Annotated in this window: 9 protein-coding genes; all 9 read left to right on the plus strand. The window is 55.9% G+C overall.

All coding sequences use genetic code 11. The annotated features are described in order from the left end of the window. Position 1 precedes the first annotated feature (1 nt). Positions 2–343, plus strand: a complete 342-nt coding sequence (locus HV242_RS24095) for a hypothetical protein (protein WP_230682132.1) — start codon at positions 2–4, stop codon at positions 341–343. After that, positions 336–1,700: a conjugal transfer pilus assembly protein TraH gene (gene traH / locus HV242_RS24100; protein ID WP_111969588.1), complete on the plus strand. Its 1,365-nt coding sequence runs from the start codon at positions 336–338 to the stop codon at positions 1,698–1,700. The genes HV242_RS24095 and traH overlap by 8 nt, the downstream gene beginning before the upstream one ends. Then, positions 1,700–5,116 (plus strand): conjugal transfer mating-pair stabilization protein TraG, encoded by a 3,417-nt coding sequence (gene traG, locus HV242_RS24105; protein WP_181616946.1) that lies wholly within the window; start codon positions 1,700–1,702, stop codon positions 5,114–5,116. Before traH ends, traG begins: the two co-directional genes overlap by 1 nt. Before the next feature lie 2 nt (positions 5,117–5,118). Continuing rightward, positions 5,119–5,676, plus strand: coding sequence for a hypothetical protein (locus HV242_RS24110; RefSeq protein WP_111969586.1), 558 nt, complete (start codon positions 5,119–5,121; stop codon positions 5,674–5,676). A 152-nt stretch (positions 5,677–5,828) separates the two neighbouring features. Then, positions 5,829–6,560, plus strand: a complete 732-nt coding sequence (gene traT / locus HV242_RS24115) for a conjugal transfer complement resistance protein TraT (RefSeq protein WP_111969585.1) — start codon at positions 5,829–5,831, stop codon at positions 6,558–6,560. A gap of 192 nt (positions 6,561–6,752) precedes the next feature. Then, positions 6,753–7,061 carry a hypothetical protein gene (locus tag HV242_RS24120; RefSeq protein ID WP_111969584.1) on the plus strand — a complete coding sequence of 103 codons (309 nt, stop codon included), beginning with the start codon at positions 6,753–6,755 and terminating at the stop codon, positions 7,059–7,061. A 113-nt stretch (positions 7,062–7,174) separates the two neighbouring features. Continuing rightward, entirely contained in the window at positions 7,175–9,775 is a 2,601-nt protein-coding gene (gene traD, locus HV242_RS24125; RefSeq protein ID WP_111969583.1) for a type IV conjugative transfer system coupling protein TraD, read from the plus strand. Continuing rightward, positions 9,772–15,189: a conjugative transfer relaxase/helicase TraI gene (gene traI / locus HV242_RS24130; RefSeq protein WP_111969582.1), complete on the plus strand. Its 5,418-nt coding sequence runs from the start codon at positions 9,772–9,774 to the stop codon at positions 15,187–15,189. The genes traD and traI overlap by 4 nt, the downstream gene beginning before the upstream one ends. A 28-nt stretch (positions 15,190–15,217) precedes the next feature. Beyond that, the gene (locus HV242_RS24135) at positions 15,218–16,006 is read left to right on the plus strand and encodes a DsbA family protein (protein WP_181616947.1); all 789 of its coding nucleotides are present in this window, start codon (positions 15,218–15,220) and stop codon (positions 16,004–16,006) included. Positions 16,007–16,590: the final 584 nt, after the last annotated feature.

Consider the following 16,590-nt stretch of genomic DNA (forward strand, 5'->3'; position numbering starts at 1 on the left):
TGTGGAAGAAACAAAGACCCGGGAATGGATTGATTCATTAAACCTTAAATTGCTTTACGGCATTATTTTTTCATTCGTGGTCGAAAGAATTTATGTGTGGTGGGCAGGCAATACGCTGCGTACCGCAATGGATCTTAATCGTCCCGAACAGTTTGTCCTCTCAGCCCTTATCCATTATCCGCAGTATCTCCTTTGGGCTATTGCGGGAGGCCTGTTTGCACTGTTTGCCCTGAATCTTCTGCTGGGTCTGTGCTTTAGTCTGGCAACCCAACTGCACCAGCGACTGACCCGTACTGATGGCCCGGGACCTGTAGCCGACAGCGCGGAGGTGACACATGATTAAGGCCCTGATAACGGCGGGTGCCGTGTTTTTCGCGGGCCTGGCCGCGCTGCCGGCACAGGCTGACGTTAACGGCGACCTGAACGGCTTCTTTGGCAAGCTGGGCTACAGCGGTAACGTCTCTCAGGCTCAGGCCTGGCAGGGACAGGCGGCCGGGTACTTCTCCGGCGGCTCTGTTTACCTCCGCAACCCCGTCAAAAACGTCCAGCTGATCTCGATGCAACTGCCTTCCCTGAACGCCGGCTGCGGCGGTATCGACGCCTATCTCGGGTCGTTCAGTATGATCAGCGGTGAGGAAATTCAGCGATTCGTGAAGCAAATCATGAGCAATGCCGCAGGCTATGCCTTCGACCTGGCACTGCAGACAATGGTGCCGGAGCTGAAGCAGGCGAAAGACTTCCTGCAGAAGCTGGCCAGCGATGTTAACTCCATGAACATGAGTTCGTGCCAGGCCGCGCAGGGCATCATCGGCGGGCTGTGGCCAGTGACGCAGGTTTCCCAGCAGAAAATCTGCCAGGACATTGCCGGCGAAACCAACATGTTTGCTGACTGGGCGGCATCCCGTCAGGGTTGCACCGTCGGAGGGCAGGGCGACAAGGTCACGGCCAAAGCGGGTGATGGTGAAAAAGACCAGGTCCTGAAAAACAAAAACCTTATCTGGGACACGCTCAGTAAGAACGGACTTCTCGCTAACGATCGGGCACTGAAGGAGCTGGTCATGAGTACAGTCGGCTCAATCATCTTCAATAAAAGCGGGGATGTCACCATCCTGACGCCGCTGGTCGATAACCGCGACCTGATTAAGGTTCTGATGCGCGGGGGGGCCGCGAAGGTCTACGGATGTGATGAGGCAACGTTGTGCCTGGGGCCGACCGTAAAAGACCTGACCGTTTCTGAATCCAATGCCCTGGTCACGCTGGTTAAAAACCTGATGATCTCCATGCAGAACAAGCTGGTTGATGACAAGCCGCTGACCGATCAGGAAAAAGGGTTTGTTAACACCACGTCCGTACCGGTGCTGAAATATCTGACCAACGCCCAGAGTATGGGCATGAGTGCAACATATCTGCTCCAGGTATCTGACTTCATCGCGCAGGACCTGATGATCCAGTACCTCCAGGAACTGGTGAAACAGGCCAGTCTGTCGCTTGCCGGCAAGAACTTCCCCGAAGAAGCCGCCGCGAAGCTGCGTGACAACGTCATTCACGCGCAGGGACTGCTGGCTGACATGAAGCTGCAGTCAGCTGCAGATCAGAATGCGCTGGACGGTATCGACCGCAACATGCAGTACCTGCAGCAGCAGGTATCTACCATCGTTTCAGGCTCCTATCAGAGCAACTATCACTGGGGTGATCGCTGATGCTTGAGATATACACCATTTATGGCGGTGGGATGTGGAAAACGGCGCTCGACGCCGTTGTCACCCTCGTCGGCCAGAATACCTTCCACACCCTGATGCGTATTGCCAGCACCTTCGGGGTGCTGGCCGTACTGTTCACCTTCATTAAACAACGTAACCCGATGGTGTTCGTCCAGTGGCTGGCAGTCTTTATGATCCTGACCTCTATTCTGCTGGTACCGAAACGCTCTGTGCAGGTTATTGACCTCTCAGATCCGGCTGCGGTATGGAAAACCGATAACGTGCCGGTGGGACTGGCGGCCATCGCGTCACTGACCACCAGTATCGGTTACAAGATGTCGTCGGTGTACGACATGCTGATGGCCAGACCTGACTCAATCACCTACAGCAAGTCAGGGATGCTGTTCGGCTCCCGGATTGTGGCGGAAACGAGTGACTTCACCACGCAAAACCCTGAGCTGGCACAGATGCTGCCGGATTATGTGGAAAACTGTGTGATAGGCGACATTCTGCTGAACGGCAAATACACGATTAACCAGCTGCTGAACTCCACCGACCCGCTGACGCTGATAACGAGCAACCCGAGTCCGTTGCGGGGGATCTTTAAAATGACGTCCACCTCGCGGCAGTTCCTGACCTGTCAGCAGGCCGCCACGGAGATAAAGACGCTGGTTAATACCGACGTGAATCCGGGCAGTGCAACTTTTACCTGGCTGACGCGTAAGGTCTTTGGAAACAAGCTGAACGGCGCAGCACTGCTGTCAAACGCAATGGGGGAAAGTTACGGGTACTTCTACTCCGGCGGTATGACGGCCGCGCAGATCATGAAGAACAACATCACGAACAGTGCCGTGCGACAGGGGATTAAGGGCTTTGCGGCGCGTTCATCTGATACCGCCAACCTGCTGAATCTGGCCACCGAGAACGCGTCAACCAAACAGCGCCTAAGCTGGGCTGCGGGTAACGAACTTGCCACCCGCACACTGCCGTTTGCGCAGTCCCTGCTGATGCTCATCCTGGTGTGTCTGTTCCCGCTGATGATTGCGCTGGCAGCGTCCAACCACTCCATTTTCGGGCTGAACACGCTGAAGATTTACATCTGCGGCTTTATTTACTTCCAGATGTGGCCTGTGATGTTCGCCATCCTGAACTACGCCGCCAACTACTGGCTACAGAGCCAGTCCGGGGGGACGCCCCTGGTGCTGGCCAACAAGGATATTGTTGCGCTGCAGCACTCGGACGTGGCCAATCTGGCGGGGTATCTGTCGCTGTCCATTCCGGTATTGTCGTTCTATCTGACCAAAGGGGCGGCGGCAATCGGCTCTCAGGTGGCAGGCAGTGTGCTCAGTTCGGGGGCATTCACGTCCGCAGGCGTGGCTGCGACCACGGCAGACGGCAACTGGTCGTTTAACAATATGTCGATGGACAACGTCAGCCAGAACAAGATGGACACGAACCTGGTGCAGCGTCAGGGCCAGCAGACGTGGCAGGCGGATAACGGTTCAACCCAGACCCAGACGGCCGGTGGCCATACGGTTATCGACGGCTCCGGTGCGATGTCGAACCTGCCGGTGAACATGAAGCTCAGCCAGCTGGCCAGCAGTGGATTCCAGGAATCTGCCCGCCAGTCGCAGGTCCAGGCCCAGACGGCGCTCGATGGCTACAACCACAGCGTGACCAGTGGCTGGTCGCAGCTTTCCCAGCTTTCTCATCAGACCGGTAGCAGCGACAGCCTGATCAGAGGCAGTGAAAACAGCCAGGCCACTAATGCGACACGCGGTGCGAGCATGATGATGTCTGCCGCAGAGAGCTACGCTAAGGCAAATAACATCTCCGCACAGGAAGCTTATAATCAACTGATGTCGAAATCTGTGGAAGGCAGTGTCAGTGCTGGTGCAAGCGGTAAATTTAACACTGGCGATCAGGCATTTGGCAAAGTAGGGAAGTGGGCTACAGGGGTGAGTTTTGAAGCGCATGCTGGCGCAGAAGTTAAAGGTTCAAGTGGAAGTTCTCATGGAACCCAGGAAACACACTCCAGCAACCAGGATATGCGACATGACCAGAACAGTCAGGCGGTTAATGATTTCCGTCAGGGTATGGATATGGTTAAAAGTAGCCGCATTACCGATGGTGCGAATCATACGGAGAATGCTGCAAGCAGCAATGTTCAGCAGCTGGCCACAACGCTCAATGATGCAGAAAGCCAGTACCATCAGTACACCACCAGTTCGACCCAGAGTAATGAGTTCAGCCGTATGGCCACGGTGGCGCAGAATCAGAGTGCAAGCCTCGACACAAATTATACTCAGGAATTTGTGGACTGGGCTGCCAACAAATACGGTGATAAGGCGCAATCCATGCTGACAAGCGCCCCTTCAGCGCGCGAGGCGGCGATGGAATTCGTGAATGAACGTCTTAAACCTGAAATCATGGGCGATTACCTGCAGGGACGTTCAGATCTGGCCAGCGGCAATGAACATGCAGCCTTCAGCGGTGAGCATGTGGTTCAGCCAGCCCACGGTAGTCATCAGGGGTCAGGCCCGGCAGGTAATGATGGAGGTATGCGTTACAGCCCTGTCGAGAGTGGCTCTTATAATTCGAACAGCACTGATAACTACCGTACAGACGGAATGTCTCAGGTGACGGAACATGCGGGTAATTACGGTGGACAGGATTCATCTGGAGGTGAAAACGTGTCTGTGCGAACAGGTGGCTCTGCTTCGGGTAGCCATGAGCCGTCATTGTTAGCGCAAAATCAAACGGAGAATCAGGACTTAGCTGGTCAGCGTGGGATCAGTCATAACGAATTACGTTCTGACTACGGCGGACAGGAACAACGCTCCGAAATCCAGACAGGCACTCACAAAAGCGAACAGGGTAGCCTCTCCATTTCCGCCAGTAATACTGATACAGCAAGACATTCGGCTGAAAGGCAACACTCTGACACCAGCGCTGGGATGCAGCAGGAATTACGCCAATCCGGAACCTTACGAGAACCAGGGGGAGCAGCAGGCCACGGGAACGAAATGAGACATAGCCATACAACCATAAATGTTGAGGAGCAGCGGGTTCAGGGTAATGCTATGCAGACGTCTTTCAAAGAAAACCAGGCAAAACTGCACGAACAGTCAGGTCAGGGTTTTGGTCCGCAAAATGACATCCAGCGACGTGTAGCGGAACAAAGATCTGAAAATGAGCATAAAATCAACGAATCTTCTGGAGAAATCGTTAAAAAACAATCCACTGTTCAGGCATCCAGTGATATCCTGAAAGGAGAAAATGAAAATATCAAATCTCAATTTCATGAAGGTAAGCAGATTGAGGACTTAAAGCAAAAAACGTTACCTATCCTCCATGAGGATGAAATTGAGAGGCATAAACAAAACATTAAAGATTTAAGAAGAAGAGTGGGGTGAGTATGCTGACATTTAACGATGTAAACCGAGATTTCAAAGCAATATTAGAAGGCATATCAGATACTAATCGGCCTGTACCATCAACATCCAATGCACTTAAAGTTGCGTTTATTCTTCCACTGATAGGTGTTGTGCTCTCGGCCATAACCTTCGGAGTAGTCTGTGCAATCTCTAACCATCGCGAATTTAGTATTGGGCTTTTAAGCAGCTATATCCTTTCTGGAAATGCGATACCGGTATATATGGCTATTGTTGTCGGGTTTATTCAAGGGCTTATGTTATTACCATACGTAAGCCTCTTCCATTCGATTCCACAAAATGTCAGGGAAAGTACCCCGCTGATCGCGCATATGAAGAGAGCTATATTTAAAGGAACAGTATTCTATATAGCTACATTACTCTTTACATGCTTAATGTCCTATTACGATGCGATGTACTTGTTCTCCACACCAATCGTGATGATCATGTCAATTATTGCTGCATCGATCACCGTTAATCTGCAGGTGAGTAAATTTGGAGTTGGAGCATTAATCGATAAGCTCATGAAAAACCTAAGATAGCCTTAGCTTTTCGCAAAACAAAACCCGCATCGCTATTTCAGGAAAGCGGGTTTTTCAATTCTTAACCTGAATTTCCTTTCAAATCAGCCGATAACGTCTCTGTTAGCTACATCTCGCTAACGGGGACGTTTTTCTATGCACAGGATGAATTCATGAAATTAAAACAATTAGCCGTTGTTGGTCTGGTCGCTTCTGCTCTCGCGCTGTCAGGTTGTGGGGCCATGTCCACTGCGGTGAAGAAGCGTAATCTCGAGGTCAAAACCCAGATGAGTGAAACCATCTGGCTGGAGCCATCCTCAGAGAAGACAGTCTATTTGCAGATCCGCAACACTTCCGACAAGGATATGTCAGGTCTGCAGGCACAAATTACGAATGAACTGGCCGCAAAAGGCTACCGTGTCTCCAGCTCTCCGGATACCGCCTACTACTGGATTCAGGCAAACGTACTGAAAGCCGAAAAAATGGATCTGCGTGATGCGCAGGGCTTCCTGAAAACCGGCTATGAAGGTGGTGCAATGGGCGCCGCACTGGGGGCTGGCATCACTGCCTACAACTCCAGCTCTGCCGGTGCGACCCTGGGGGTAGGTCTGGCCACTGGCCTGATTGGTATGGCTGCAGATGCGATGGTCGAGGACATCAACTACACCATGGTGACCGATCTGCAAATCTCCGAGCGCAGCAAAGCGACCGTCACGACTGATAATATCGCAGCCCTGAAGCAGGGGACATCAGGCGTTAAGCTGCAGACCAGCTCCGAGCAGGGCAACCGCGCCAAATACCAGACCCGCGTGGTATCTAACGCCAACAAGGTAAACCTCAAGTTCGAAGAGGCTAAGCCTGCTCTGGAAGCGCAGCTGGCCAAATCGATCGCCGGCATCATGTAATACCCTGCGGCTGTGGCAACCGTCACAGCCTCTTCCCCGTCAGACTGATATTCACCGTGTTCCTTCGGGAGCAGGGTGCGTCAGTGCTTTTTGTCTAATCCCCAGAAATGACGCTTCCTCGCATGACTGCGCCAGGCGCAGCCCTGTCTGCGGCGAGCGTTGCACACCGGGGCATTTTAACGGGAGGACATCATGCGTTTTGAAAGTACAGAAGGCGATCTTGCCGGTTTATTGCACCTTATCCATCTGGAAAGTGAGCTGGTGATGGCGGTGGCATACCTTCGGGTATTCGGTTCACTTCCGGAAGGCGTGGGTATGACCCTCATTGCATACTGGGCCGGCTATGTATACACCCTCTATGGGCTGGCTCCCGGTGAGTGGCATTCAGCGGCTTATGCTGATGTGGCCACGTCAGTCCGCTCTGTTGCTGCGGGCATAAATGAACAGGACTGGGAGGACGGATGCCAGCAGGCCAGATATGAGCTGAGCCAGATGGTATAACCCGACGCTTTCCCCCTCGTGGTACCACGTTTTTTCATCACGTTTTTCAACGTTTCTCCCCTGATAACACACATCACCGCGCAGGTGATGCGATAACGGCCGGACAACACTCTATGAGCTTCGCAGGAAAAAACCTCACCCAGGGCGGGCAGATGACCGCCTACCGCTGGCGCATGTTCATTCAGGTGAACAACTGGATAGGATTCTGGATCTTCATCCTGTTCGCCGTGCTGACTACCGCCATTTTTCTCTGGCGCATCCCCCAGGAAGCCCTTGATAACGGCTCCCTGTGGTGGTTTGCCAGCCTTAACAGCAGTTTTATCGAGCTGATGCCGGCAACGGGCACGCCAAAAATCTATGACGTTCACTACTGGTATGCACCAACGGCGACGGCAATGGTACTCAAAATGACCCTGCCGCAGATTTACGCCGACCCGTATATGCAGGCAATGGGCGATTTGTGTCTGAGTGAGCTGCAGTGGGCGGCCGGTGCCAGTGGCGTCTTCAGCCTGGTGGTGTTTCTGGCGGTGACCTGGTTTATCGCGGATATCGGTCGTAAGGAAAGTGAGGACGAGTACATCTCCGGCATGGAGCTGACCGACAAGCCTGCGGAAGTGAACAGGCTGCTGCGAAAGAACGATGAACTCTCCGATCTGCGTGTGGGTGACCTGCACATGGTCCGGATGGCAGAAGTGCTCAACTTTCTGATGCACGGCACTATCGGAGTGGGTAAATCGACCCTCATCCGCTGGCTTCTTGACTTCATCCGCAAACGCGGTGACCGGGCCATTATTTACGACTCCGGCTGTACCTTCACCGAAACCCACTATAACCCTGACACTGATTTTATTCTCTGCGCCCATGACGAGCGCTGTGCAAACTGGCAAATGTGGGGCGAGTGTGTCGACGCGGTCGACTATGACAACCTGGCCGCCAGCCTTATCCCTGTAGAAGGGGATTCCGATCCGTTCTGGGTATCCAGCTCGCGCACCATCTTTGCCGACCTTGCGATACGCATGTCTGTTGACCCGGAACGCAGCATAGAGAAGTTCCTTAAAACCCTGCTTTCTCTCAGCATGAAAAGCCTGCGTGGCTATCTGGCCAACACGCCCTCAGCCAACCTGGTGGAAGAGAAAATCGAGAAAACGGCCATCTCCATTCGCTCGGTGGTGACCAACTACGCCAAAGCCCTTCGCTATCTGCAGGGGCTGGATGACGGGACGAAGCCTCCGTTCACCATCCGTGAGTGGATGACACAGGAACGCTATGACAATAGCTGGCTGTTTATCTCGACCCAGGCCCGTCACCGCAAGAGCGTGCGACCGCTGATCTCACTCTGGGTGTCGCTGGCCACGCTGATGCTGCAGAGCATGGGAGAAAACAGCGACCGGCGCGTGTGGTTCATTATCGATGAAGCCCCCAGCCTGCAGCGCATCCCGGAGCTGGCCGAAACGCTGGCCGAGGCGCGTAAGTTTGGCGGCTGCTTCGTGCTGGGCATGCAGAACATGGCGCAGCTGGTTCACGTCTACGGCCGCGAGCTGGCCAAAAGTATCTTCGACCTGATGAACACCCGTATGTACGGCCGTTCGCCGAGTGCCGAGATGGCCAAAGTGGTGGAAGAGGAGCTGGGCAACCAGCGTAAGCGCAAAATCCGTGAGCAGAACAGCTACGGTCTGGACCAGGTGCGTGACGGTGTGTCCCTCGGCAAGGACGAGGTGAATAACCCGATTGTCGACTACGAGCAAATCATGCGTCTGCCAAACCTCAACTTCTACGTGCGCCTCCCGGGTGAATATCCGGTGGTCCGTCTGAAGCTGAAATACCGCCCTTTGAAAAAACGTCAGGCAGGCCTGGTCGAGCGCAACATCCGCGATGCGCTCAGCCCGGAGCTGGAGAGGGTTATTCAGGAGAACGAGCGCGCAGCGGCTGCTGCAGGTCTGACGTTCCCTACCGGCGATGAAGTGCTGGAGAAGGGGAGCGAGACATCATCTGCAGATGACGGTCCTGCTCCGGTTTCTTCTGCAGGGGCATCCGGATCACCGGCAACACCGGCCGTTGAAAAAGTGGCTCGTGCCCGAATGGAGGAACCGAAACCCTCGCGCAGCGCAACTCTTGAACTGAGGCCGGTACCGTCCAGAGAGGACGTCACATCGCAAACAGCACCAGTGGTCCCGGAAGCCGTAACTGAAAATCACAGCACGGTGACAGATCCTGTCACCGAAGACAAAAAAGACAACGTCGTTTCTCTCAGGTCTGCCGTGTCGGTTAAAAGCACCACCGGTGAACCGGACAAGCCACCTGTTCCCTCTGGGCTACCCGGAAATCAGACTGCAGCCGAGTCAGCACAGCTGATGCCGGATGCGCTCAGGGCCCTTCGAAACCGTCATCACATCCCCGAACCGTCCTTAGCATCCCCTCTGAGCATGCTGCACAGGGCACGTCAGCGCCCGGCTTCGTCAGAAGCCGATCAACAGGCGGAGGATAATGGCGGCGAGTCCATGAACCTTGACATGAAGGTGACGGCACTGCCAGACGGCAGCCTGAACCTGACGACGGCCGGTAAAACCGTCATGCCGGAAAAACCGGAAGATGCACACCGGACGAACCGGCAGCTGGCGCAGGAAGAAGAGAACATTTTACTTCACCGTGACGCGGATGACCCGGGTTACGACGAAAACGATCATCACTATTACGACAGAGAGCATGACCTATGATGTCAGTCGCCCCAGTAGCGTCAGCCGGCGAGGCTGCAGGCTACTACAGCAATTCCGATAACTATTATTTTCTGGGCAGCCTGCAGAGCCTCTGGATGGGGGAAGGTGCAAAAGAGCTGGGTCTTGAGGGCAATGTCCGTGGCGATGATCTGACGGCCGTGCTCGAGGGGCGTCTTCCGGACGGATCACGGCTTGGCAAGGTGGTTAACGGACAGCACGTCCATCGCCCCGGCCACGACCTGACCTTTTCCGCGCCCAAGAGCGTGTCCATTCTTGCACTCATCGGTAACGATAAAGAAATGGTGGAAGCACATAACCATGCCGTCCGCGTGGCGGCCGGCTATGTGGAGAAGCTCATCTCGGCCCGCGACACGAAAGACGGCGTCACGTCCATCGTACACACCGGCAAGATGGTGGCCGCCGCCTATACGCATGATACCTCGCGCAATCTTGACCCGCAGCTGCACACCCATCTGCTCATTGCCAACATGACGGAGTATGCGGGCAAATGGAAAGCCCTGGCCACGGACTATATCCATAACGCCGGCTTTATCGAGACCGTCATGAAGCACCAGGTCACGCTCGGGAAAATCTATCGCAGCGCGCTGCGCGAGCGGGTTGAAGCGCTCGGCCATGAAGTGGAAGAAGTTGGCAAGCATGGCATGTGGGAGATCAAGGGCGTTCCTGAAGAGGTCAGGGAGGAATATTCCTCACGGGGCCGGGAAATTCAGGGGGCCGTGGGGGCTGAAGCCACGCTGCGCAGCCGGGATGTGGCCGCGAAAGACACCCGAAGGGCGAAAGTCGACCCGTCACGTATGCGCCTGATGGAGCGCTGGCTGGGTCAGATGAAGGAAAAGGGATTTGATCTGAAAGCGTATCAGGAGAGCGTCGTCCCGCGTGATGCAGCTCTTCGTGAGGCACCGCCTCAGCCGGAGCGAGATCATCAGGCGATGCCTGTTCGTACCGGGCCTGAACAGGATTACCCCCGGACGTCGTCCAGTGCAGAAAAGAGTGTCGACTCACCAGCTCAACCCGCAGAGCGGGAGAGCCTGTCCCGTCAGCCAGTACCACAACAGACTGACAGCCAGAGTCAGCCGGTACTGTCCGGCCCCGGAAAAATGCCGGCAGCCGGCACCTTTTCCCGGGCACCACATTTGCATACAGATACTCCCCTGCCGGATCTGGCTGAAGCTGTACGGCTGGCCATCTCACAGTTAAGTGACAGTAAGACACGTTTCACCTTTGGCGAGCTGATGCTGACCACGGCTGAACTGAGTGACCGGCTGCCGGAGATCAAGGATATCCGTGTGGCCATCGATGCAGCGCTGAAGGACGGCATGATTGTGCCGCTGGACAGTGAAAAAGGAGTATTCACCTCCCGCATTCACCTGCTGGATGAGCTCTCCATTCAGGCGCTGAGCCAGGAGCACCTTAAATCCACGAAAGTCGTCAGTTTCACCCGCCCGGCGCAGTACGCACCGGCGGCGCTGGAAGTCGTGGAAAAAGACGCCCTGGTCCTGATGAATGCGCCTTCTGGCGTGGCGGGCATCCGTGACCTGACCGCGCAGCTGGCCGGTATTTCCGGCGCGAACGGTCGTGACGTGCAGGTGCTGGCCAGCTCTGCCGAGCGCGCCATTTCGCTGGCGAAATCCGACGATTTGCGGGAGCGGATCATCAGCCGACAGCACGTTCTGAGCGGTGATTTTCACCTTAAACCCCAGAGCACGCTGATTATCGAAGGGGCAGAGCGCCTGGGACTAAAGGAGACGCTGGTTCTGCTGAGCGAAGCGCGCGCGCAGGATGCACAGCTGGTCTTTCTTGACAGCGCCGGCCGTCAGGCAAACGGTAATGCCATGTCCGTGCTGGAATCCGCGGGCGTTGCCCGCGCACGGCGCACGGAGCCGGCTCCCGGGCTTGAGGCCGAAGTGGTCAGCATCGCGAATAAACGCGACCGCTACGAGGCGCTGGCCAACCGGTTTGCGGAGCTGAGCGGCGGCAGTGAAAACGTCACGGCCGTCGTGGTCGGCAGGCGCGAGCAGGCACAGCTGACGGGCCTGGTGCGTGAGGCGTTGCAGAACGCAGGACAGCTGGGACGCGACGGTGTGGCGATAGAAGCCCGCCAGCCGGTCTGGCTCGACAGTAAAACACGCCGGATGCCCGGTTCATACCGTCCCGGTATGGTGCTTGAAGATCGCACGGATGCAAAAGAGCGTAAGTCCTATGTGATTGACCGGGTGCATGAGGACACACGTGTCCTCTCGCTCATCGACGGTGACGGCGTGCTGACCAGGATGAAAATCGGGGATATCAGCGCCGACTGGCGTCTCTTCAGCCGTGAAACACTCAGCGTGGCCACCGGTGAAAAACTGCTGGCCGTGGCGGGTGACCGCGAACACAGCCTGAAGGCCAAAGATCGTCTGGAGGTAACCGGGATAAGTGAAAAGGGGATTGAGGTGAAACGGGGGGAAGACACCCTGACGCTGCCAAAAGACCAGCCGCTCTATCTGTCACATGCTTACGTGACCGCGCCGGGCGGGCGGGATAACGACACCGGCGTGGTGCTGGCCGCACTGAACAGCCGCGACATTTCGACCCAGACCATGAACTCGCTTGCACAGAGTGGCCACCGGGCGGAAGTGTTTACCGCCGAAGTGCAGGACCGGGCTGAAGCCAGACTGCAGCGTATGAAGACCAGTGTCTCTCCCGTGCAGCTGGTCAGAAAACTGAGTGGCCAGGAAGATGTCAGTCAGGCGGTTGATTCACTGCATGACCGCGTCCGGACGGACGCCGGACTGGCCGTCTGGCGTGCCATTAACGATCAGCGCACCGTGGTGTTCAGCGAGCTGAAACTGGCCAGTGAAGCTGAGAAATATCATCCGGACCTGGAAGCGATCGGGGCTGAAATCGGGGCAATGGTGAAAAACGGCGAGCTGATGACGGTATCGGCAGACGGTGAACCGTTGCTGGTTTCCCGTGCCACCTGGGAGATGGAGAAAGCCATTCTGCGCGTGGTGGAGGAAGGAAAAGGGACGCAGCAGCCGTTTCTGGAACAGGTACCGGAGGCCGTGCTGAACGGTCTGACGGATGGCCAGAAAAAGGCGACCACCCTGGTGCTGGGTACCACGGACCAGTTTATCGGGATTCAGGGCTATGCCGGCGTGGGGAAAACCACGCAGCTGAAGGCGGTGACAGCTGCACTGGAGACCTTACCGGCGGACGTTCGTCCGGTGATGACGGGGCTTGCACCAACGCACCAGGCGGTGAAGGAGATGAGCGACGTCGGTATCCGGGCGCAGACCATTAAATCCTTTATCGTTGAACATGACCAGGCCACGGCAGCAGGCGAAAAGCCCGACTATAAAGGACAGGTGTTTCTTATCGATGAGTCCTCGATGGCGGGCAACCAGGACACTGCAGCACTCTTCCAGGCCATTGCCAGCGGCGGCGGCCGCGCGGTCTCGATGGGGGATATCGACCAGTTTGAAGCGGTTGATGTAGGCGCACCCTTTAAGCTGATGCAGGAGCGCAGCCCGATGGATGTGGCCATCATGAAGGAAATCGTCCGCCAGAAGGACGTGCAGCTGCGCGGCGCGGTTCACGACATCATTGATAACCGGATCGATGCAGCCCTGCAGCGTCTTGAAACCCAGCCGGCGGACCGTGTGGCGCGTAGCGCGTCAGCCACGCTCCCCGTGAGTGCCATTCAGGAAACGGAGACGCCCGTTACCGACATCGTGGCCGACTGGACAGACCGCACACCGGAGGCCCGGTCCCGCACGCTAATCATTGCGCAGCTGAACGCCGACCGTAAGGCGATAAATGCCGGCATTCATGCCGCGCTTGCAGCGCGGGGAGAACTGGGGGAGAAAGCGATTACGGTGCCCGTGCTCGATAAAATCACCCACACCCGCCATGAATTCAACAAAACAGCAGCCTGGCAGCCGGGCATGGTGGTTAAACGCGGTGACCACTACCAGGACGTGCTGGCCGTTGACCGCAACGGCAGCACGGTGACGGTACGTGATGAGGAGGGAAAGATTGGCCTCTACTCCCCGAAGGAATTGATCACCGGAGACGTGCAGCTGTTTCGCCGCAGCGAAATGGAAGTCCGCGCCGGCGATCTGCTCAAGTTCACGGCGACTGACAAGGAACAGGGCCAGATGGCCAACCAGCGTTACACGGTGGAGTCGGTCAGCGAGACGGGTACTATCCGGCTGAAGGGTGAGAACGGTCGCGTCACCATCAATCCGGAGAACGTCCGGTCTCAGCAGCATATTGACTACGGCTGGGCCGTCACCGGGTACGGTGCACAGGGGGCCAGTACCGATTACGTCATTGCGCTTGAAGGCACGGAAGGCGGGCGTAAGGCACTTGCCACACGTCGTGCCTTCTACATCTCAACCTCACGCGTCAAGGAGCACGTCCAGATTTACACCGACGGGAAAGCGGACTGGGTTAAGGCGATAAAAACGCCGGAGCGTGATATTAAAACGGCGCACGATGCGCTGGCACCAGAAACGCAGCGTAAACAGGCGAAAGCCATCTGGGCAATGGGGCAGCCGGTGAATAAAACGGCCATCGGGCGCGCCTGGGTGCGCCATCAGGGTATGCAGGAGGCGTCACTGACGGCAAAAATCATCCCGGCCACCCGGCGCTTTCCTGAACCGGCGCTGGCGCTGCCGGTGTATGACAACAATGGCAGGAGTGCGGGTCTGGCCCTGGTTTCCCTGGTCGCCAGCCCGGAGGGGCGGATGACTCAGGGGGAGACCCGAATGGTCATGACAGAGCGTGCCCGTGGAGCCGTGCTGCAGCGGAGTCAGTCCGGAAACACGATTGTGGCCAGCGACCTGACGGCCGCACTTGATGCAGTACGAAATCATCCAAAGGACGGCGTGGTCTGGCAGACCGGCGATGAGCCACCATCAGCACATCTGCTGAAAGTCAGCGGAAGTATTGTTACGGAGGCCGCATCAGAACACAAACTGATCCGTGACCAGGAGGAAACCACACGACAGACAGAAAAAGATATGCTTAACAAAGCCGCTAAAGCGGAAAAAGAAAAGAGTGAGACTCAGGAGCGTATTGTTGTGCCGGTGGAGGACGCGGTGCGTATTATGCCCGGGATGCTCGAGGTTGACGACCGGAATGAGCCGACGATTCCTGACGGAAAAGTGCTCATTCAGGTTGCCAGCTCGGACAGCGTTAGCCACGATGAGATTAGCCGTCATATCAGGGCAGAAAAGGAACCATTGGCCAGCAAAGTCGCTTCGGAACGTGCGGGAGTCAGCCGCATTGTGAATGAGCTGGCCAATACCGAGCGGGATATTATCCGGCAACCCGAAAATAGTGAGCGCGGCCGCATGCCGGAGCGTGAAGAACAGACCCCCACCCGTACCATTCAGAAAGAACGCTAATCCCCCATTTAACAATGAGAATCAGACGATGAAAGCAAACAAATTAGCAGTATTTATAGTTACAACATACATTGGCTTTATTTCAACGGCACACGCTTCGGCTCCTCAGCCCTTATTCAGCACGGAACAGGAGGCCCGTATCGGGGAAATCGCAGCAGACTACCTGGTGTCCCACCCGGAGATACTGGGGACGGTCACTCATAAGCTGCAGGAACAGCAGGAGGCACGTAAGCAGAAGATGTTTGCACTCAGCGTGATGGAGAATCAGGCGAACCTTCTGCATGATCCGGACACACCGGCTTACGGGCCTGATAATGCAAAGGTCGCGGTGATTGAATTCTTTGATTACCAGTGCGTGTTCTGCAGTCGCTTCGCGCCGGAGCTGGAGAAGGTCATGAAAGCGCAGCCGGACGTCCGCTACCTCTTTAAGGAGTGGCCAATATTTGGTGGTCGCTGGGAAGCTTCACTTCAGGCAGCACAGCAGGGGCTGACGGTCTGGCAAAAGAAAGGGCCGCAGGCCTATGTCACCTATCACAATGCCATCTACGGCACAGGTCATAATGAAGGCAAACTGACGGCGGAGGATATTCACGGGGCAGCGTCAAAGGCGGGGCTGGCCACTCCAGCTCCTGGCGACCATACCGCGTCCCTTGAGAAAAACAGTAACCTGGCAGAGGCGCTGGGACTCACCGGAACGCCGGGGATCATCGTCATGCCCGTTAGCGGAGCCACTCCTGACACCATCACGGTTTTCCCGGAAGCCGTTACCGCTGAAAAACTCCAGGCTGCAATCCGGAAAGCCACCAGGGCGAAATGATCCTCAGTCCGAAGAACGTCTCCCGCCAGAGACTGTTTTTTTATGTTCCGCGCGTAAATGCCATCTTCCCGTTCCGTTCCCCTGCGCTTCCTCGATCAGGCCTGCCGGCCTGATGCTGCGGCGAGCGCTGCCGGTTAAACGTCCCTTCAGGACAATTAGCACGCAAACAATGAACGCTAATCTGGCCTGACATCTGGAAATATTGCCTGCGAGAAGGTAGTATTCGGATCGTCAGCGATCGTCTTGTGGTGGGACAGATTGTTGATTCAGATTACTTTTGTGACCTAACTCAAACTGACGGTTTGACTGCTTTGTGGTGAGGCAGGTAGGTGGCAGAAGATGGTTTTACGGAAGAAATGCGGACTTCCGGAAACAGACAGGGACAGGACGTGTCCGTTAAAACGTTCAGGAGCAGGCTCCGGGATATTTCCCGGAGCCTGAATGCACAAACCCCCCGATAACTGTCATCATCTTGGCGGAAGAAACAGGTATCAGGGGGTCCAAAAGCAGGCGCGTTGCCTGTGAAGGATTATAACGCATGCACCATAGAAAACAACACCCGGCCGCCATAAGAACAGGCCGCC

Source organism: Enterobacter sp. RHBSTW-00593 (assembly GCF_013784105.1).
Taxonomy (GTDB): domain Bacteria; phylum Pseudomonadota; class Gammaproteobacteria; order Enterobacterales; family Enterobacteriaceae; genus Enterobacter; species Enterobacter ludwigii.